This is a genomic window from Rhodococcus (subgen. Prescottella) equi (genome assembly GCF_003013675.1).
Taxonomy (GTDB): domain Bacteria; phylum Actinomycetota; class Actinomycetes; order Mycobacteriales; family Mycobacteriaceae; genus Prescottella; species Prescottella equi.
In genome coordinates this window covers 3641252-3661081 of the sequence record NZ_CP027793.1, presented here as the reverse complement: position 1 = coordinate 3661081, position 19830 = coordinate 3641252, and the positions used below count along the sequence as shown (strand labels likewise).

At 68.6% G+C, this 19830-nt stretch carries 18 protein-coding genes; 11 read left to right on the top strand and 7 right to left on the bottom strand.

The features are described 5' to 3' along the window. Positions 1 to 334: 334 nt before the first annotated feature. Together C7H75_RS17090 and C7H75_RS17085 are read right to left on the bottom strand one after the other, a co-directional pair. Positions 335 to 1543 (bottom strand): acyl-CoA dehydrogenase family protein, encoded by a 1209-nt coding sequence (locus tag C7H75_RS17090; protein WP_084962111.1) that lies wholly within the window; start codon positions 1541 to 1543, stop codon positions 335 to 337. A gap of 33 nt (positions 1544 to 1576) precedes the next feature. After that, positions 1577 to 2989, bottom strand: coding sequence for an acyl-CoA dehydrogenase family protein (locus C7H75_RS17085; protein WP_106851627.1), 1413 nt, complete (start codon positions 2987 to 2989; stop codon positions 1577 to 1579). 231 nt (positions 2990 to 3220) lie between these two features. Here C7H75_RS17085 and C7H75_RS17080 point away from each other — a divergent pair, with 231 nt between their 5' ends. The 5 genes from C7H75_RS17080 to C7H75_RS17060 all read left to right on the top strand — a co-directional run bounded on the left by C7H75_RS17080 (position 3221) and on the right by C7H75_RS17060 (position 8425). After that, positions 3221 to 4411 (top strand): sensor histidine kinase, encoded by a 1191-nt coding sequence (locus C7H75_RS17080; RefSeq protein ID WP_317047792.1) that lies wholly within the window; start codon positions 3221 to 3223, stop codon positions 4409 to 4411. Further along, positions 4408 to 5046: a response regulator gene (locus C7H75_RS17075; protein WP_081182408.1), complete on the top strand. Its 639-nt coding sequence runs from the start codon at positions 4408 to 4410 to the stop codon at positions 5044 to 5046. Before C7H75_RS17080 ends, C7H75_RS17075 begins: the two co-directional genes overlap by 4 nt. A gap of 89 nt (positions 5047 to 5135) precedes the next feature. Then, positions 5136 to 5825, top strand: coding sequence for a response regulator (locus C7H75_RS17070; RefSeq protein WP_081120592.1), 690 nt, complete (start codon positions 5136 to 5138; stop codon positions 5823 to 5825). After that, entirely contained in the window at positions 5822 to 6817 is a 996-nt protein-coding gene (locus C7H75_RS17065; RefSeq protein WP_081206177.1) for a HAMP domain-containing sensor histidine kinase, read from the top strand. The genes C7H75_RS17070 and C7H75_RS17065 overlap by 4 nt, the downstream gene beginning before the upstream one ends. Before the next feature lie 96 nt (positions 6818 to 6913). Next, positions 6914 to 8425 carry a DUF4153 domain-containing protein gene (locus C7H75_RS17060; RefSeq protein ID WP_233281785.1) on the top strand — a complete coding sequence of 504 codons (1512 nt, stop codon included), beginning with the start codon at positions 6914 to 6916 and terminating at the stop codon, positions 8423 to 8425. Here C7H75_RS17060 and C7H75_RS17055 read toward each other — a convergent pair. The 3 genes from C7H75_RS17055 to hisN all read right to left on the bottom strand — a co-directional run bounded on the left by C7H75_RS17055 (position 8422) and on the right by hisN (position 11237). Next, positions 8422 to 8751, bottom strand: a complete 330-nt coding sequence (locus tag C7H75_RS17055; protein WP_081182400.1) for a hypothetical protein — start codon at positions 8749 to 8751, stop codon at positions 8422 to 8424. The genes C7H75_RS17060 and C7H75_RS17055 overlap by 4 nt on opposite strands. Positions 8752 to 8772: 21 nt before the next feature. Next, positions 8773 to 10311, bottom strand: coding sequence for a multicopper oxidase family protein (locus C7H75_RS17050; protein ID WP_081206176.1), 1539 nt, complete (start codon positions 10309 to 10311; stop codon positions 8773 to 8775). A gap of 149 nt (positions 10312 to 10460) precedes the next feature. Beyond that, positions 10461 to 11237, bottom strand: coding sequence for a histidinol-phosphatase (gene hisN / locus C7H75_RS17045; protein WP_081120587.1), 777 nt, complete (start codon positions 11235 to 11237; stop codon positions 10461 to 10463). Between the two features lie 118 nt (positions 11238 to 11355). On the opposite strand from hisN, the gene prfB reads away from it, so the two are divergent. The 6 genes from prfB to smpB all read left to right on the top strand — a co-directional run bounded on the left by prfB (position 11356) and on the right by smpB (position 16154). After that, positions 11356 to 12459, top strand: coding sequence for a peptide chain release factor 2 (prfB, locus tag C7H75_RS17040; protein ID WP_005518866.1), 1104 nt, complete (start codon positions 11356 to 11358; stop codon positions 12457 to 12459). A gap of 5 nt (positions 12460 to 12464) precedes the next feature. Continuing rightward, on the top strand, positions 12465 to 13370 hold the full coding sequence (locus tag C7H75_RS17035) for a mechanosensitive ion channel family protein (protein WP_005518867.1): 906 nt from the start codon (positions 12465 to 12467) through the stop codon (positions 13368 to 13370). After that, a complete protein-coding gene (locus tag C7H75_RS17030) occupies positions 13367 to 13855 on the top strand; it encodes an Rv3103c transmembrane domain-containing protein (RefSeq protein WP_013416681.1) in 489 nt (162 codons plus the stop codon). Before C7H75_RS17035 ends, C7H75_RS17030 begins: the two co-directional genes overlap by 4 nt. 68 nt (positions 13856 to 13923) lie before the next feature. Then, complete coding sequence (gene ftsE, locus C7H75_RS17025; RefSeq protein ID WP_005518870.1) at positions 13924 to 14613, top strand: cell division ATP-binding protein FtsE; 690 nt, start codon at positions 13924 to 13926, stop codon at positions 14611 to 14613. Between the two features lie 60 nt (positions 14614 to 14673). Next, positions 14674 to 15579, top strand: a complete 906-nt coding sequence (gene ftsX, locus C7H75_RS17020; RefSeq protein WP_013416680.1) for a permease-like cell division protein FtsX — start codon at positions 14674 to 14676, stop codon at positions 15577 to 15579. A gap of 101 nt (positions 15580 to 15680) precedes the next feature. After that, positions 15681 to 16154 carry an SsrA-binding protein SmpB gene (gene smpB, locus C7H75_RS17015; RefSeq protein ID WP_005518873.1) on the top strand — a complete coding sequence of 158 codons (474 nt, stop codon included), beginning with the start codon at positions 15681 to 15683 and terminating at the stop codon, positions 16152 to 16154. Positions 16155 to 16231: 77 nt separating this feature from the next. Here the strand turns inward: smpB and C7H75_RS17010 are convergent, their stop codons facing one another. Both C7H75_RS17010 and C7H75_RS17005 read right to left on the bottom strand, forming a co-directional pair. Beyond that, positions 16232 to 18298, bottom strand: coding sequence for an amidohydrolase family protein (locus tag C7H75_RS17010; RefSeq protein ID WP_106851626.1), 2067 nt, complete (start codon positions 18296 to 18298; stop codon positions 16232 to 16234). A 133-nt stretch (positions 18299 to 18431) separates the two neighbouring features. Then, positions 18432 to 19637 carry a lipase family protein gene (locus C7H75_RS17005; protein ID WP_106851625.1) on the bottom strand — a complete coding sequence of 402 codons (1206 nt, stop codon included), beginning with the start codon at positions 19635 to 19637 and terminating at the stop codon, positions 18432 to 18434. Positions 19638 to 19830 lie beyond the last annotated feature (193 nt).

The window sequence follows — 19830 nt, the reverse complement described above, 5'->3', positions numbered from 1 at the left end:
CGGGCGCTCTCCTTCGCGTCGGTAGACGCAGGGCAAATGTACTGCAGTGCAAATTGATTGGATTGCTCCAAAAGGGTGGCCGGTCGGTTTGGTCGGGTGTACCGTCGCATGCAGTTCGATCAGTGCCACTTTGTCGGCGTACTCGGGTGTTCTGCTCGGTGAGCACGCGTCGACCCACGGACCCGAGGGCAGAGACGCCTCCTCAGCTCTCGATGCGAAGCGCCTCCCGCGACCCATGCGCGGGAGGCGCTTCGGCGTTTCGGGCCCCCGCGAACCGAACTGAACGAGCCCCCGCCGCTGCTGCGACGGGGGCCCGATTGGTCGATCGGCGTTGCTACTTCAGCTCGGCCGAGCTCTTGCCCAGCAGGCGCCGGGCGATGATGAGCTGCTGGATCTGCTGGGTGCCCTCGAAGATGTCGAGAATCTTGCTGTCTCGGGCCCACTTCTCGAGCAGCGGGCGCTGCGAGTACCCGTAGCTGCCGGCCAGCTCGACGGCCTTGAGCGACACCGCGGTTCCGGTGCGTCCGGCCTTGGCCTTCGACATCGACGCCTCGAGCGAATTCGGCTTCTTGTTGTCGGCCATCCACGCCGCGCGCAGCGCCAGCAGGTACGACGCCTCCCAGTCCGCCTCGAGCGCCAGGAACTCGGCGGCAGCCGCGTGCTGGTTGTAGGCCGGGGTGTCGTACGAGATCTCGACGCCGGCCTCCTCCAGGATGCCGCGCAGCTCCTCGAGCGCGGCCCGGCCCAGGCCGATGGCCATGCCCGCGACGATGGGACGGGTGTTGTCGAACGTCTGCATGACGCCCGCGAAACCCTTCTCGACGTTCACTTCCGGATCGCCCAGGAGGTTGTCCTTGGGGATGCGGCAGTCCTGGAGCAGCAGTACGGCGGTATCCGACGCTTTGATGCCGAGCTTGTGCTCGAGGCGGGCCACGCTCAGGCCCGGCGCTTCGCGCGGGACGACGAACGACTTGATCGCGGCGCGGCCCTTCGTCTTGTCGACCGTGGCCCACACCACGACGTGCGTGGAGCGCTCACCGGCGGTGACGAAGATCTTCTCGCCGTTGAGGACCCACTCGTTGCCGTCGAGCACGGCGGTGGTGGTGACGGCCGCCGAGTCGGAGCCGAAGCTGGGCTCGGTGATGGCCATCGACGCCCACACCTTGCCGAAGCGCTCGAGCTGCTCGTCGGTGGCGACCGCGGCGATCGCCGAGTTACCGAGGCCCTGGTAGGGGATCGACAGGGTCAGACCCACGTCGCCCCAGCAGGTTTCGATCACGTTCATCAGCGACGCCATGTTGCCGCCGTTGGTGTTGCCCACAGCCTTGGGCTGCTCGTCACCGCGGCCCAGTGCGGCGCCGGACGCGCCCTGCCCGGAGTCGTTGAGGCCCTCGACCATGGCCGCCATGGTGTCGAGTTCCTTGGGGTACTCGTGCTCGGCGAGGTCGTACTTGCGGGACACGGGACGGAGGATCTGCGCCGCGACCTGATGCGCCTGGTTCGCCGAGGCCCTCAGCTTCTTGGGAAGTTCGAGATTGATCATCGAAAGGTCTCCTGTAAACGAATCGGGTCGGCGTCAGATGAGGACGATGCCCTCGGCCACGCCGATGGCTCGCAGGTCGCGGTACCAGCGCTCCACCGGGTGCTCCTTGGTGAAGCCGTGGCCGCCGAGCAGCTGGACGCCGTCCAGACCGATCTGCATGCCCTTGTCCGAGGCGAGCTTTCGGGCCAGCGCGGCCTCACGCGCGAACGACAGGCCCTGCTCCGCGCGGGATGCGCCCCGCAGCGTCACCAGCCGCATGCTGTCGAGTTCGATCGCGATGTTCGCGATCATGAACGCCACCGCCTGCCGGTGGCTGATCGGCTCGCCGAACGCCTCCCGCTCGTTGGCGTAGGGGATCACATAGTCCAGTACGGCCTGGCTGGTGCCGACCGCGAGCGACGCCCAGCCCAGCCGCGCGAGCCGGACCGCGTCGGCGTATTCGCGGGCACGCTGGTCGGCGTCGCCGTCACCGAGGATCGCGGACTCGGGCACCGCGACGTCGGTGAGGACCAGACGGCCGAGGCCGGCGGCGCGCAGACCCATGCTCGGATCCGCCTCGACGACAAGCCCCTTGGTGTCGGACTCGACGATGAAGAACGCCGGACGGCCGTCGAGTTCGGCGGCGACGACGAACAGTTCGGCCGAGCCCGCGGCGGGGACGAGGCTCTTGACGCCGTTGAGCTTGTAACCGCTGGGGGAGCGAACGGCCTTGGTCTGCAGCGCGAACGGGTCGAACAGCGCGCGGGGCTCGCTCACCACGACCGCCGCGGCGGGGACGTTCTCGCCGGCGAACGCGGGCAGGTACGTCTTCTGCTGCGAGTCGGTGCCCCACTGGGTGAGGGCGACGGCCACGCCGCTGGGCGCGAGGATCGGCAGCGCCAGACCCATGTCGCCGTGCGCGAGGGCCTCGGCGACCAGCGAGTTCGTGACCGCGCCGCGCTCGGACGCGACACCCTCGAATTCCTCGGGGATGTTGATGAGTGTGATGCCGAGCTCGGCGGAACGCTTCAGCAGGTCGGCGGGTGCGGCGGCGGCCTCGTCGGCGTCGTACGCGGCCGGACGGAGGATCTCGGCCGAGAACTCGCGGACCGTCTCGACGATCATCTTCTGCTCGTCGTCCGGCGTGAGGTCGAAGTAGCCGGCGTTCTTGGGGGCGCCGTCGGGCAGGCGCTTGGGGGCGCCGTTTCCGGAGACCCGGTTGAACGTGCGGGTCGCGGCACCGAGGGTCTTGAAGCCGGTCTTGGTGCCCTCGTAGGTGACGCGGTCGATGACCTGGCGCAGGTTGTACTTCTCGGCCAGGTCGGACCCGGTGATCCGGGTCAGCACGCGCATGGCGGCGCCCATCGCGTCCCGCCTGACCGGGTTCAGGCCGACCGCCGAGGTGTCGCGGGGCTCACGCTTGGCGCCGTTCGTCTTCACAACGTCTTGCTTGCTCATGATGACCATTTCTCGGGGGTGCGGTCTCGGACGCCCTTACCTTACTCCGGAGTAAGAAACGAAGTCGAGTCAATCGGCAAAGTGACGAGCATCACGATACGGACATCCCGCTCCCGCGTTTTGCGCACTTGTCGCGCGATTCGAGGCGCGCGGAGCGCGATAAGTGCGCAAAACGCGAGAGGGGCGGTCTCCTCCTCGGGGAGGAGGTGGCGGCGCGGGGGCCCGCCTACCGTTGGGGCTGTGATCGATATCCGCTCGCGCGTCGACGTGGGAAGGCTGGTGCGCTGGGCGCCGGTGGTTCTGGTGCCGTTGATGCTCGTCGCGAGCACCTTCCCCGGTAGGTACCACGTGGCGCTGGGCTACTGGGTGCTGGCGATGACCGCCGCGGCGGTATTCGTGGTGGCCGACCGCCGGCCGTTTGCCGCGTCGATTGCGACGTCGGCGTTGGCGGTCCCGATGTTCGCCGCCGATGCGTGGGGCCTGTCCGGATCGGTGCCGTACCTCGGTGCGGTCACGCTCGCCGAGTTGGCGATGCGCACCCACCGCACTGCGGCGATCGTGGTGGCAGCTCTGTGCTGGGCCGGGGCGGTGCTGGTGGGAGTGTGGTTCGAGACCTCCGAGAGCTTCTGGCGGGCCGCGACGCTGGTCTCGACGGTGGCCTATGTGGGTCTGCCGCTGCTGCTCGGGCTCTACCTGCGCGCGCAGCGAGATCTCGCGGCGACGTACCGGGCGCGGGCCGCCGAAGCCGAATCCCGCAGGGCTGCAGCCGAGTTGCAGACCAGAGCGGCCGAACGCAGCGTCGTGGCGCGTGAGCTGCACGACCTCGTCGCCCATCACATGGCGTCCATCGTGTTGCGGATTGGCGTTGCCCGGCACGTGACGGCGGACGCCGACCCGCGCGTGCTGGAGGTGCTCGACGACGTGCACCGGACGGCCTCCGACGCGCTGACCGACATCCGTCGACTACTGGTCGCGCTGCGCGATCCGGCGCTCGGGGAGGTCGCCCTCGTCGAGTCGGATGCGGTGCCGATCGAGATCGTTTCCGCGATCGAGCGGACTCGTGCGGCCGGATTCGACGTCACCGCCGACGTCGACCCGAATCTGGACGGACTCGACACGATCGGTCGGCTGACGCTTCTGCGGGTGGTCCAGGAGTCGCTGACCAACGTGATGAAGCACGGTGATCCCCGCGGCCACACCGGGGTGACCGTCGAGCGCGGCGGCGACGGCGTCAGAGTGCGGATCGAGAGCGCCGGTTACGGCAACGGTTCCGGTTCGACCGGGCACGGCATCATCGGGATGGCGGAGCGGGTGGAGCTCGTCGGCGGTCGACTCGAGGCCGGCGCGACCGGCCGGGGATGGGTCGTCGACGCCTGGATCCCCGAACCCCGCCCCGAACCGGGATCGACGAGCGAGGACGGTGACCGATGATTCGGCTTCTGATCGTCGACGATCAACGACTCGTGCGCGCGGGTCTGCGGATGCTGTGCGAGTCGACCGACGACCTCGAGGTGGTCGGTGAGGCCGCCGACGGCGAACAGGCGATCCGTCAGGCTGCCGAACTCTCACCGGACGTCATCCTCATGGACCTGCGGATGCCGGGCCTGGACGGCATCGAGGCGACCCGCCGGATCGCCGGGTCGGGTTCCGGCGCGAAGGTGCTGGTGCTCACCACTTTCGACGACGACGATCATCTCTATCCCGCGCTGGCTGCGGGGGCCACGGGCTTCCTGGTCAAGGACACCGCCCCCACCGACCTGTTGAACGCGATCCGCCGGACCCTCGACGGCGACATGCTCTTCTCACCTGCCCTCCTGCGACGTCTCGTCGACCGGGCGGTGGCGTCGGGTCCCGGCGGCGAGGTGGCCCCCGCCGACGCGGTGCCCCTCACCGCCCGCGAGCAGGAGGTGCTGGCGCTCGTAGGCGAGGGCCTGGGCAACAAGGAGATCGCCGACCGCCTGCACCTGGGCGTGACCACCGTCAAGACGCACGTTGCGAATCTGATGGACAAGACCGGCTGCGGTAACCGGGTTCGGCTCGCGGTCTACTCGCACAAACGCGGTTGAGGCGTCTCATCGGTGGGGAGTCGAAACGTGCACACAACCTTCACAACTCCTGCCGGGCATCCCCATAACCGCCCCATACAGTCGAGTGCGTGACCAAGCCCGATCGAGTCAGCCAGCGCCGAGTTCTCGTCGTCGACGACGAACGCACGATCTCCGAGTCCATCGCCGCGCGGCTGCGCGCCGAGGGGTACGACGTGCGGGTCGCGTTCGACGGACCGACCGCCGTCTCGGAATGTGAGGCGTTCGGCGCCGACCTGGTCGTGCTGGACGTGATGCTGCCCGGCTTCGACGGACTCGAGGTGTGCAGGCGCATCCAGGCGTCCCGCCCCGTCCCGGTGCTGATGTTGACCGCGCGGGCCGACGAGACGGACATGGTGATCGGGCTCGGGGTGGGCGCCGACGACTACCTGAGCAAGCCGTTCAGTATGCGGGTTCTGGTCGCCCGGGTCTCGGCGTTGCTACGCCGCGCCGACCGCGCCGTGGACGCCGATCTGCTGGTTCTCGGCGAGGTGTCCGTCGATGTGAGCGCCCGCCTGGTCCGGGTCGCGGGAGCCGAGGTCCATCTCACCCGCACCGAGTTCGACCTGTTGGTGCACCTCGCGTCCCGGCCGCGTGCGGCGATCGCGCGGGAAACCCTGCTAGAGCAGGTGTGGGGCTGGGGTGACGCGGCCAGTAGTCGAACCGTGGACTCTCACGTGAAAGCGTTGCGTCGCAAGCTCGGTGGGGAACTGATCCGCACGGTGCACGGTGTCGGCTACGCGTTGGAGGTGCCGAGATGAGCTGGCCGCGTCCCCTCGACCCGTTCCGTTCCTTCAAGGTCAAGACCGGGCTGCTGGTGGCCGCGTCGCTGCTGCTCGCGTCGCTGACGTTCTGGCTCACCTCGCAGTGGCAGTTCCGGTTCGCACTCCTGTCTGCGCTCGTTGCGGCGCTGGTGGTGACGCAGGTGCTCGCGCACGGGATGACCTCGCCGCTGCGGGAGATGACCGCGGCAGCGAAAGCGATGGCGACAGGGGACTATTCGCGCCGGGTGCGCTCGACGGCGCGGGACGAGATCGGCCAGTTGGCCACGGCGTTCAACCAGATGGCCGAGGATCTCGAGGCCGAGGATCGCTACCGCCGCGAGCTGATCGGCAACGTCTCCCACGAACTGCGCACACCCATCGCGGCGTTGCAAGCGGTGCTCGAGAACGTGGTCGACGGCGTCGCGGTCGCCGACCGGTCGACGATGATGTCGGCGCTCGCACAGACCGAGCGACTGGGCGGCCTGGTCGCGGATCTGCTGGATCTGTCCAGGCTCGAGGGAGGTGCGGTTCCGCTGCGGCGAGCCACTTTCGAGATCGAGCCGTTCCTGGGCGAGGTGATCGCGCAGGCGTCGGGTCCCGGCCGGTCGCTGCGGGTGGACGTGGACGTCGCCCCGGCGGGGCTGCGCGCAGTGGCGGACACCGCGCGACTGCATCAGGTGATCACGAATCTCGTCGACAACGCGGCACGGCACGGATCGCAGGACTCGCCCGTGCGGATCCGGATCCGCGTGCGCGCCGACCCGCATTCCGGCGACTTGATCCTGGACGTGCACGACGACGGACCGGGCATACCCGACGCCGACCGCTCGCGGGTGTTCGAACGTTTCGCGCGGGGCGGCGCACAGGACGGGGGGACCGGACTCGGGCTCGCGATCGCCCGCTGGGCCGTGGAACTGCACGACGGCCGGATCGAAGTTCTCGACACGTCCGGCGGCTGCTGCATCCGAGTGGCATTGCCGCAGAGCTAGACCCGCTCACGATCGACATCCCTTCGGGACCGGACCATCGCGGTCGGCCCCGCGATGACGCCTGCCCATCGAAGGCCGGCGTGGAGGAGGAGACCCATGATGACCGCACCGACGACGAGTCCACCGAAGACTGCTTCGGACGACGGCCTGTGGCATTGGCGCCGCGACGTGTGGCGCCGTGATCGGACGTCGATGGTCCCGCGAGCGACGCTGGTGGCAGCGCTCGGGGCGGGCGTGATCGCGACCCTGATCCTGCAGACATCGGTGGTGAGCATCGCGTACCTGCTGACCGGGGCTGCGGTGGCGGTCACTGCCTTCGCAAACGTGCGTCCGCGCCCGACGGCGTTCCAGCTCGCGACTGTCGCCGGCGCGCTCGCCCTGCTCGCGGTGGCGGCCGTCCGCGGAGCCGAATGGCTGGTCGCGCTGTGTGTGGTGGCGAGCTGGGTGGTGGGATCCGTTGCTCTGGTCGGGGGCTGGACGTGGACCGGGCTCGCGCTGGCATCCGTCGCGCTCTGGCTCACACCGGTACGGTTGGTCGGCTGGGTGGAGCGGGGCCGAAACAGGCTGAGCATCGGCACCGGTGTGAAGCCGGGGCGGGTGATCGCCGTGACGGCGATCAGTGTGGCGCTGGTGGCGCTGTTCGGTTCACTGTTCGTGAGCGCGGACCCCGAGTTCGGGCGGTTGTTCGAATCCGTGGTTCCTGATGTGCGGGTGAGCAACCCGCTCGGCCGGCTGCTCGTCGGCTGCTTCGTCGCGGTGGCCGCACTCGCGGCCGCCTACCTGCGGCGGCGGCCCCCGACCTTCGACGCCCTCGCGCCGCGGCCCGGCCGCCCGGCCGCGCGATGGGAGTGGGCGGTACCCCTGGCGCTGCTCGACACGCTCTTCGCCGGCTTCGTCGCGGTCCAGGTGCGGGTGCTGTTCGGCGGCGACCGACACGTCCAGGACACCGACGGTCTCACGTACGCGAACTATGCGCGCCAGGGTTTCTGGCAGCTCGCGGCGGTGACCGTCCTGACGCTGCTCGTCGTCGCCGTCGCTGTACGCAAAGTGGACCGCGGCAGCGTGGGGGACCGAGTGTCGGCACGCCTGCTGCTGGGGATGCTGTGCGTACTGACGCTCGTGATCGTCGCGTCGGCCGTTCATCGAGTGTCTCTGTACGAGAGCGAGTTCGGATTCACCAGGCTACGGCTGGCCGTGATGGCGGCGGAGCTGTGGTTGGGCGTGGTGTTCGTGCTGCTGATTGCGGCCGGGATTCGCATGTCGGCGCGGTGGCTGCCGCGGGCAGTGCTGGTGTCGGCCGCCGTCGGGTTGCTCGGATTCGCCGCGATCAATCCGGACGGCTATATCGCGGAGCGAAACGTGCAGCGATACGCCGACACCGGCGACATCGACGTCCAGTATCTGCGCGGCCTGTCCGTCGACGCCGTGCCCGCGCTCGACCAGCTGCCCGAACCCGCGCGCTCGTGCGCACTGTGGAGCATCGTCGTCGACGACGAGCCGGCGTGGTTCGAGTACAACGCCGCCCGGTCGCGGGCCCAGGAGATTCTGCGGGCGAGGCCGGTGGGTCCGTGCAGTTTCGGGTTCGGCTCGACTCCCGGCGGAAACTAGGTCCAGGGCTGGATCGGCCGCTTGACCCACATGATCTTCTCGTCCGCGTGCGCGGGGGTGGCCTGCGGGTGCCCGGGATGCGCGTCCGCCCAGCGCGACTTCTCGTCGAGCAGTTCCGCGACGACCGTCCAGGTCTCGCGCGTGCTGGGTGGATTGACGCCCGCCTCCCGCGCCAGCTTGCGCAGCTGCGCGTCCGGCAGGTCGAGGAGTTCGGCGCCGCTGATGGCGCGCTCCCAGATGTACCGGGCCAGCCCGGTCGCCTTCTCGCGCCGCTTCCGGTCGGCGGCATCCGTGTGGGCGAAGTCGACCTCGTTCGGATCCGTCATCTACATGTACCTCTCGACTGACTACCCGCCGTGACCGCCGTGGCCTGCGGTCGTGGGCGCGCTCGTACCCATCTGCATCGGGCGCGGTGTCGCGCCGGGTTCCAGAACCAGGAACTGCCCCATCATGCCTTGATCCTCGTGCAGCAACAGATGGCAGTGGAACATGTAGGGGACGGCCGGGTCGGTGTACTCGGTGAAACGCAGCGCCAGCCGGATCCGCCGCCCCGGCGGGGCGTAGACGGTGTCCTTCCAGCCGGCCAGGTGCGCGGGCGGCGGCGATCCGTCGATGTCGAGGACCTGGAACTGGACGTCGTGGACGTGGAAGTTGTGCGGCCAGTTGTCGGCGTTACGCACCGTCCAGATCTCGGTGGTGTAGACGGTGGGGGAGAAGTCGATGCGGTTCATGTCCATCCGCGCGCCGTTGATCATGAACCACTGCAGCTCGAAATCACGCTCGGCGACGGCCGTCGACGGGTCGAGCCGGGCGATCGGCGCGAGGGCCGACGGGACGGCGGGCGACGGGCCGAGGGTGCGTTCGGGGCGCAACTCGACGATGTCGAAGGTGTCGGTGAACCCGAACTGCGCGGCGGCCGCGCGGTCCAGCCCGCCGCGGTCGTCGGCGGGAACCGACCGCAGCACCACGTCGGAGCCGCCGCGCATCGCGACCACGATCTCGGCGCGTTCACCCGGGCTGAGCTGCAGCCGTCGCAGCGCAGTGGGCGCCGACAGCAGGCCGCCGTCGGTTGCGACCAGTTGGAACTCACGGTCGTCGGAGAATGCGAGATTGTAGGTGCGGCCCCCGGAACCGTTGAGGATGCGCAACCGGACCAGTTCGGTGGTCACCGGCAGGTAGGCGCCCGCGATTCCGTTGGTGACGATGGTGTCGCCCAGCAACCCGACGTCGGTGGGGTCGGACTCGTCCAGCGTGCCGTCGGCGGTGAAGCGCTTGTCCTGAATGATCAGCGGGATGTCGTCCACCCCGTAGTCCTTCGGGAGATCGATCGCATCGGTGACGTCGTCGTCGACGAGGAACAGTCCCGCCAATCCCCGGTAGACGTGCTTCTCGGTGGAGCCGTGCGGATGCGGGTGGTACCAGAGCGTTGCGCCGGGCTGGTTCACCGTCCACGTGGGCTCCCACCTCGCGCCCGGCTCGATGGCCTGGTGCGGGCCGCCGTCGAACCGGGCCGGCACGTGCATGCCGTGCCAGTGCACGCTGGTCGGCTCGGGCAGTGCGTTGTCGATCGTGAAAGCGACGGCCTCACCGCGTCGGGCCCGGATCGTCGGCCCCAGCATCGATCCGTTGAAACCCCATGTCGCCGTGCTCTTCCCGGCCAGCACCTCGGAGTGCCCCGTTCCGGCCGTGAGTACGAAGTGCCGGGTGCCCGCAGCGTCCACCGTCGATGCCGCGAGCGGCGGGATCGGGAGGGAACGCGTGAACTTACCGGTCGGTGCGGTGCCCGGTGCGGGGGGACTCGACTGCGCCACCACGCATCCGGCGGACGCGGCCAGCGGGACGGCGGCGAGGCCGATCAAAAAGGACCGGCGGGAAATGTGCGTCACTGTGCTCCTCGAAGACTGCGGCGAATTGCTGCCTCGATCCAGTCTTCGCGGTGAGCGACGGCCACACCCCCGCCCTCGGGCCGGTGAGCGCGACCGGAGAGTCCTCCCCGTGGGCCTTGTGCGGGCCGCGGCGCCGTGCTATCCGAGCGTTACCGCGACCGCAAACGCGCGAGGACCTCGTCGTGCAGCAGACCGTTGGTGGCGACCGCACTTCCGCCGTGCGGGCCGTCGGAGCCCTCGAGGCTCGTGAAGCGGCCACCGGCCTCGCGGACCAGCAGGTCCAGCGGCGCCAGGTCCCACAGCGACACCTCGGGTTCGGCGGCGATCTCGAGCGTGCCCTCCGCGAGCAGACAGTAGGAGAAGAAGTCGCCGTAGCCGCGGATTCGCCACACGTCGTCGGTGAGATCGACGAACTGGTCGCGAATGCCGCGGTCCTTCCACCCGGACAGCGAGGAGAACGCCAGGCTCGACGACCCGAGGTCGCCGACCTCGGACACGGACAGGCGGCGCGGATCGCCGCCGTCGAACGACGCCCACGCGCCCTCGCCGGCCGACGCCCACCAGCGGCGGCGGAGCGCGGGGGCGCTGACGACACCGACGACGGGGACGCCGTCCTCGAGCAGCGCGATGAGGCTCGCCCACACCGGGACGCCGCGGACGAAGTTCTTGGTGCCGTCGATCGGGTCGATGACCCACTGCCGACCCGCGAACTTCGCATCGCCGCCGAACTCCTCGCCGAGCACGTCGTCGCCGGGACGCTCGAGGGCAAGCACGGCTCGCAGCGCGCGCTCGACCGCGAGGTCGGCGTCGGACACCGGCGTGAGGTCGGGCTTGGAGTCGACTCGCAGATCCAGCGCGCCGAAGCGGGCGCGGGTGATGGTGTCGGCTTCGTCGGCGAGGCGCAGGGCGAGTTCGAGGTCGGTCACCGGTCCGACGCTACTGCACGGGGGAGAGGCCCTCGGTCGACGACGATCGCGAGGCGCCGACCGGTGTGTGGCCGGTGCAACGTCGGACCCGGCGATTCACCCGGTAGCCTGGATAACTGTGCATCCTGACGTTTCCGCTGACCTCAACGAGCTCGACACCACTCTGACCACGGTCGAGAAGGTTCTCGATGTCGAGGAGCTGCGCCGCCGCATCGACGAACTCGAACACCAGGCGTCCGATCCGGAGCTGTGGAACGACCAGGAGCACGCGCAGCAGGTCACCAGCCAGCTTTCGCACGCGCAGTCCGAACTGCGTCGCGTGGAGGAACTGCGCTCGCGCCTCGACGACATGGCGGTGCTCTACGAGCTCGCCGAGGAGGAGGGGCCCGAAGCGGTCGCCGACGCCCACGCCGAGCGCGCGCAGCTGCGCACGGACATCGAGGCGATGGAAGTCAAGACGATGCTGTCGGGCGAGTACGACCAGCGTGACGCGCTCGTCAACATCCGCGCCGGCGCCGGTGGCGTCGATGCCGCGGACTGGGCCGAGATGCTCATGCGCATGTACATCCGCTGGGCCGAGAAGCGCGGCTACGGCGTCGAGGTCTACGACACGTCCTACGCGGAAGAGGCCGGCATCAAGAGCGCCACCTTCGCGGTCAAGGCGCCCTACAGCTACGGCACCCTGTCGATCGAGATGGGCACCCACCGTCTCGTGCGGATCAGCCCGTTCGACAACCAGGGCCGCCGCCAGACCTCGTTCGCCGAGGTCGAGGTGCTGCCCGTGGTGGAGACCACCGACCACATCGACATCGACGAGAACGACGTCCGCGTCGACGTCTACCGCTCCTCCGGTCCGGGTGGCCAGTCGGTCAACACCACCGACTCGGCGGTCCGACTGACGCACGTGCCCACCGGCATCGTCGTCACCTGTCAGAACGAGAAGTCGCAGCTGCAGAACAAGGTGTCCGCGATGCGGGTTCTGCAGGCCAAGCTGCTCGAGCGCAAGCGTCAGGAGGAGCGCGCCGAGATGGACGCCCTCAAGGGTGACGGCGGCAGCTCGTGGGGCAACCAGATGCGTTCGTACGTCCTGCACCCGTACCAGATGGTCAAGGACCTGCGGACCGAGTACGAAGTCAACAACCCGTCCGCCGTCCTCGACGGTGAGATCGACGGATTCATCGAGGCCGGCATCCGCTGGCGGATGAGCGAAAACCAAGCCTAGGACGAATGCAGACCACACACCTCGCCCTGACGTTCACCCCGTACGACCGTCTCCTCGATTGGCTGAAAGTCACCGGACTGCCGATTGCGCTGACGGTCCTCGGTGCCGTGATCCTCGCTCGCTTCGTGAACTGGGCGGGCGGTCGGATCACGCAGCGCATCGACGACAACTACCAGCAGGGCGATGCGCTGGTGCGGTCCGAGGCGACCAAGCACCGGCACTCCGTGGCACAGGTCATCACCTGGGTGGTCATCACGATCATCTACGTGATCACCGCCATGAAGGTGCTCAATCTGCTGGGGCTGCCGATCGGCAGCCTCGTCGCACCCGCCACCGTGCTGGGCGCCGCGCTCGGCTTCGGCGCGCAGCGTGTGGTGCAGGACATCCTCGCCGGGTTCTTCATCATCACCGAGAGGCAGTACGGCTTCGGTGACACCGTCCAGATCGCGATCACCGGTTCGGGCACCGACGCCGAAGGTGTGATCGAGGACGTGACACTGCGGGTGACCCGCATGCGGAACGCGGACGGCGAGGTCATCACGGTTCCGAACGGACAGATCGTCAAGGCCGTGAACCTGTCGAAGGACTGGGCACGGGCGGTCGTGGACGTCCCCATCCCGGCCAGCGCCGACATCAACAGGGTCAACGACATCCTGCACCGCGTCGGTGTGGACGCGTACGAGGACAAGAGTCTGCGGCCACTGCTGCTCGACACACCGTCCGTGATGGGTGTCGAGAGCCTCGCGGTCGACCAAGTCAGTGTCCGGATGGTGGCCCGCACCCTGCCGGGCAAGCAGTTCCAGGTGGGTCGGGCGCTGCGCGTTCGGGTCGTCACGGCCCTGCGCCGGGCGGGAATCACCGTCGCGGCGGAACTCGAAGCCGATCCCGTGGGCGGAGGTGACGACGAATGAGCCCCCAGGAGAAGATGTCGCTGCTGTGGAAGCGGATCCCGCGTCGCGTGTTCGGCGGCCGGATGCGCACCACCACCGTCGTGCTGTGTCTGTTGTGGCTGGGTCTGGCGATGCTCAACGCCGATCTCAACCCCCCGGCCGACACCGCGACGTCCAACCCGGCGCCCGCCGTGAGCGACGGGGCTCCGGCCGCGCCGGCTCCCCAGCGGGAGACCGAACGGGCATCGACCTCACCCGAGACGTCCACCCGAACCTCGGAGACGGAGGACCCGGCGACGTCGTCGTCCACCTCGTCGGAGACGAGTCGGAGTGGGCAACAGTCCGGCACCCCGACCACGACACCGAACCAGGGCCGCAACACGCCCTCGTCGGAGTCGGCGACGAAGTCGACCACCACGCAGCCTCAGGTCCCGCAGCAGTCGCAGGAACCGGAGTCGGGAACATCCGACGAGGTGACGACCACCGCCCCGACACCGCAGGGCTGAGCGCGGTCGTCGATCGCCGCGCGTCGCTACCCAAGGTCACCGTTCGATAACGGCTAGACTGGCTTCCCGTGATCAGCGTCAAGGATGTCTCCAAGTTCTACAAGGCCTCCACCAGGCCCGCCCTGGACAAGGTGAACGTCGAGATCGACAAGGGCGAGTTCGTGTTCCTGATCGGGCCGTCGGGATCCGGCAAGAGCACGTTCATGCAGCTGTTGCTCAAGGAGGAGACGCCCACCTCCGGCGACATCTACGTCGCGGACTTCCACGTCAACAAGCTGTCGGGCCGCAAGGTGCCGAAGCTGCGGCAGAGCGTCGGTTACGTGTTCCAGGACTTCCGCCTGCTGCCGAGCAAGACGGTGTCGCAGAACGTCGCGTTCGCGCTCGAGGTGATCGGCAAGTCCCGTTCGACCATCGAGCGGACGGTCCCCGAGGTGCTCGACCTGGTGGGGCTGTCCGGCAAGGCCGACCGCCTACCCAACGAGCTGTCCGGAGGTGAGCAGCAGCGCGTCGCGATCGCCCGGGCGTTCGTGAACCGTCCGCTGGTGCTGCTCGCCGACGAGCCCACCGGCAACCTGGACCCGGACACCAGCGCCGACATCATGCTGCTGCTCGAGCGGATCAACCGCACCGGCACGACGGTGCTGATGGCCACGCACGACCACCACATCGTGGACTCCATGCGCCGACGCGTCGTCGAGCTCGACCTGGGCCGCGTGGTCCGAGACGAAGCGCGGGGCGTGTACGCAGTCGGCCGTTAGGGCCAGACGGCACACCCCAGCCGAACCGTTCGACCAGACGACGTAAGGACTCCCTCCCCGATGCGTGCCAGCTTCATCTTCAGCGAGGTCTTCACCGGCCTGCGCCGCAACATCTCGATGACCGTCGCGATGATTCTCACGACCGCGATCTCGTTGGGCCTGTTCGGCGGCGGCCTGCTCGTCGTGCAGATGGCCGACAAGACGCAGCAGATCTTCCTCGACCGGGTCGAGGTGCAGCTGTTCCTCACCGAGGACATCTCGGCGTCGGACCCGGATTGCGCGCAGGACCTGTGCCGCGGGATCCGCAACGACCTCGAGAACACCGACGGTGTGGTCGCCGTGCAGTACCTCAACCAGGACGACGCCGTCGCCGACGCCACCGACCGCGTGTTCAAGGACAACCCGGAACTGGCGTCGCTGGTCAGCGCCGAGAGCTTCCCGGCCTCGTTCAAGGTCAAGATGAGCGATCCGGACCAGTTCGCGTCGATCAACGCCGAGTTCGCGGTGCGGCCCGGCATCGACAGCATCCTCAACCAACGCGAACTCGTCGACCGGCTGTTCAGCGTCCTCGGGGGCATCCGCAACGCGGCGTTCGCGATCGCCATCGTCCAGGCGATCGCCGCGATCTTCCTGATCGCCAACATGGTTCAGGTGGCCGCGCTCACCCGCCGCACCGAGGTCGGCATCATGCGCCTGGTCGGCGCCACCCGCTGGTACACCCAGTTGCCGTTCCTGCTCGAGGCTGTCGTCGCCTCGCTCATCGGTGCGGGGCTGGCGATCGTGGGCCTGTTCACCGCCAAGAATCTGTTCATCGACGACGTCCTCGGCGAGATCTACGACGCGAACATCGTGGCGCGAATCTCGAACAGCGACGTGCTGCTGGTCTCGCCGTTCATCGTGATCGTCGGCGCCGGCATGGCGGCGATTACCGCATACATCGCGCTCCGCCTGTACGTCCGGGACTGACGCGATAGGTAATCGGCTTGCCGGGCCTCCTATGCTGGAGTCGTACCCATGACAGGTCAGAGCACAACTGACAGCGGATCGACGACAGTGAGGGCCCGCACGTGAAAGAGAAGGGCCGCAAGGTCATCGCGACCAACCGCAAGGCGCGACACAACTACACCATCATCGACACCTACGAGGCCGGTGTGGCGCTCGTCGGAACCGAGGTCAAGAGCCTGCGGGAGGGCAAGGCGTCCCTCGTGGACGCGTTCGCGACCGTCGACGACGGCGAGGTGTGGCTGCGGGGACTGCACATCCCCGAGTACGCGCGGGGCACCTGGACCAACCACGCGCCGCGCCGTACCCGCAAGCTGTTGCTGCACAAGCGCGAGATCGAGCACCTCGTCGGCAAGACCCGTGAGGGCAACCAGACGCTGGTGCCGCTGTCGATGTACTTCTCGGACGGCAAGGTCAAGGTCGAGCTCGCCCTCGCGAAGGGCAAGCAGGACTACGACAAGCGTCAGGATCTGGCCCGACGCACCGCCGAGCGCGAGGTCACGCGAGAGCTCGGGCGCCGCGTCAAGGGCATGCGCTGACGGTCTGTCCGGTCGAACGTTCGAGGTGGTAGCGGTGGCCGCCGCGTGAGGGGTGAACGCGGCGGCCACCGCAGCTTCTAGCGGGCGACACGCTCCCACATCTGCAGGTACGCCTCGGCGCCGCGGGACATGTCGTCGATGAACTGGGCGCCGTCCTGACCGGCGAACACACGCATGTCCTCGATCCAGTCGGGAATCATCCCGTACTGCGCCAGCCCGTCGGTGTTGAAGTCGAACGTGCGGGTCCCCGCGCGCTGCTGCTCCATGACCGTGCCGCCGTCGAACGTCGTGAACGGGTACTCGACGAACCGCGCACCGTCCTCGTGCGGCGCCGGCTGCGCGCCGAATCCGTTGGTGTCCGCGCCGAATCCGTAGCCGAAGTAGTACCGCTCGTCGCGGTCCTGTCGGGCCGAGCGCCACTCCTCGACGAAGTTCTCCGACGGTCCCGCGTACGACGCCACGAATCCGCCGAGCTCGTAGATGCGCGGGTAGTTCGACGGGTCGGTCCAACCATGGCTCGACACGACCCCCGAGTACTGCGCCTCCTCGAGAATCCTCAGGGCGGCGTCGGCGGTCTTGACGCCCATGTGGTCGATGTCGACGATCATGCCGCGCTGCATCATCGCGCGGATCGCGTACTCACCCAGCGGGGTCAGGCCACGCGCGTTGCACGCGTCTCCCTCGGGGTAGAGGGGCAGGGTCACGCCCGGCGGCAGTGACTTCGTCAGCTCCGCGGTGTCCTGGTCGACATTGCCGATCGGGTTGTCCTTCGCGACCCCGCTGCACGGCTCGGTCTTCCAGAATTCGCCGGTGCCGAGGAAGTTGCCGGCGTTGACCGCGAGGCCGGTCACGCCCTGATCGAATCGGACGCCACCGAAGGCGTTGTCGAACTTGTGCGTCAGGATCACCTGCCGCACGCCCATCGCGTACAGCTCGTCGAGCCCGGCGTCGATGTCCTGTTCGGTGCACAGCGGGACACCGTTTCGCAGGCCGCAGCCGAACGGCTCCGAGATCTCCATACCCAGCGTGACGGCGAGCTTGCCCGACGCCGCGACCGCACGGGCATCGGCGGGGGAGCTGACGATGCGGAACCAGCCGCGACCGGGTCCCCCGTACTGCGCATCCACGTAGTCCTGGATCTCGTGGGCCTGCCGGGCTTCGATCCGGACCGTCTCCATCTCGTCGCACGGATTGCTGCGCAGTGGATACAGCTCGCACAGCACACGATTCGACACCAGCAGATTCGTCATGATCCGCTGCCCGCCACGCCACGCGCGCTCGACCCAGCGGTAGTACATCTGTTCGTGCGTCATCGAGTCGTGCGACGGGACGTCCGCGAAGCTCGGCCACATCGTGGTGTCGTGCGATTCGAACGGGCTACCGTGCGAGAGGACGTTCTCGAGCAACGCGGGCAGGCCGTCGGGCTTGTGGTCCTCGCAGTCCTGCAGCGCGACGGTGACGCCGAGCGGCGAGTAGGGCTCGCCGCAGCGGATCTCACCGCCGATGAACTCGTTGGCGTTCATGTGCACGTGCGCGTCGATGAACCCGCGCACCTCACCTGCAGACGTGGTGAGGGGCACTCCGCGGGCGCCGATCTCCACCTCCGGGAAGTCTGCGCAGCCGTCCGCAGGTTCGAGCCGGAAGCGTCCCGCCTCGGGATCCTCGCCGGGTGCGGTGACCGTGAGCCGGCCGTCGGCTCGGTCGACGCCCAACTGCTGCCCGTTCGTGGTCGATGTCGCGGTGTAGGCGCCGTCGGTGAACGTCAGTGTCCAGTCGGTGGCGGGGGTGGCCTGCGGTGAGGCGAACGCCCGACCCGACTCGCCCGCGATCAGGGCGGTGTCGTCACCGAAGAACAGGAATCGGCCCAGTTGCGCGGCCTGCATCCGGAACTTGGCGGCGCCGGCGGCGTCGGCGAGGCGGTATCCGTCGCCGTCGCGCGCGAGGAACCCCGGATTCGTCTCCGACGCGAGGGTGTAGCAGTTGCCGGCGAGTCCGTAGACGGGGTCGGTGGGCGGCCCGGGATCGGTGGGATCGGGCGACAGCGGAACCGACACGGCGATCGCCGCCCCGGCGAGCGCCAGCGCCAGCGAGGCGCCGAGCGCAGGGAGCAGTCGGCGGCGAACGAAAGTGGAGCGGACGGACATTCGGTGGTCCCCTAACAAGCGCACTCGTCTTCAGACGGGGAGGTTAGGTGAAGCTGAACGGCCGTCCAGGAGGATTCGCGGACAAATCCCGAGGAATGGACATATACGATTTGTTTGCCGACGTAAACGCTGTTCAGCAGTCCGTGGGTGCGGGCACTCCTGCGAACCGATCCTTGAGATACAGGAACGCTTCGGGCAGTCCCACGATCGCATTGGTCATGTGTTCGGCGATGGGGTAGCCGCGGAACACGAGCGTCGCCCCGGCCTTGCAGTAGCGGTCGGCGGTTGCTGCCACCGAGCCGAACGGCGTCAGGCCGTCCGTCGAGCCCTGCCACATGAACACAGGCGCAGTCGGGATACCGGGGTAGTCGACGAGGCTGTTCTCGCGCATCACGGCCCGGGTCCGCTCGTCCTGCAGCAGGCTCGTGGACTTCGCGACCTCGCTCACGCTGTGCAGGAGCCCCTTCGCGATGATGATCGTGCGGCACTCGTCCTTGAGCTCCTCGCGCAACCCCAGTCCCGCCGGTGTCAGCTGGTCGCCGATCGGCAGGCGGTCCGGATACTCCCGTTCGAGGCCCACGGCGGCGGCGAAGCCGAGTCCGAACCCGGGGTGCCGGTCCGCGAGGCCGAGCCCGACGGCCATCTCCTCGATGTTCGCGGGTACGCCGCCCTGGGCGACGCCCGCGAGCTTCACGTCCGGGGCGTACGTCGGGTTGAGCGCCGCCGCCCATGCGGTGGCCATACCGCCGCCCGAGTACCCGGCCAGCGCGATAGGACTGTTCGACAATCGCAGCTCCGGCAGGCGCTTGAGCGCGCGGACGCCGTCCAGCGTGATCATGCCGCCGAGCTTGGCGGCCCCGTAGGCGCTGTCGGGACCGAGGTGGTCGGGGATCGCGACCGCCCACCCCTGCGCGAGGGCGAGCGGCAACCCGAAGACGTCCTTGATCTCGCCGGTGAACAGCGCGGCCGACGGCGCGCACTTCAGGCCGAGCGAGTTGACGATCGCCTGGTACGACAGCACGGGCATGTCCGTGGGCGAATTGATCGGCTTGATCACCGTGGTGACGGCGGGGATGGGATCGCCCGACGAGTTGGTGGAGCGGTACTTGATCTGCCACACCTCGTTGCCCGGGACGAGCCACGTGTCGGCGCGGCGTACCTCGAGAACGTCGCCGGGTGCCTTGGTCGCGATGTCGGCCGGCGCCGCGTAGAACGGGTCGGTGTACGGCGTCGGATAGGCCGGGGCGGCCCCGGCCGCGGGTGCCGTGAGTGTGCCCGCGGTCACGGCGGCGAGAGCGAGTACGGCAGCGCCCACGAGTCGGCGCGCGAACGACGTCATCCCAGTTTCCCCCAGAGAGTGTCGAGTGACGAATGTCACCGAAAGTCCGTCCCGGGGCCAGACACTAACGGAATGAAGTGGTGCCGAAGGGTGAAACGCATGGATGTGACGCGAGAGCGGCGACGGTCCCGGAAGCCTCGGCGGAAAATCGGGATGATTCCCGACCGTCCGCGGGTTAGAGTAAGTAGCCCCA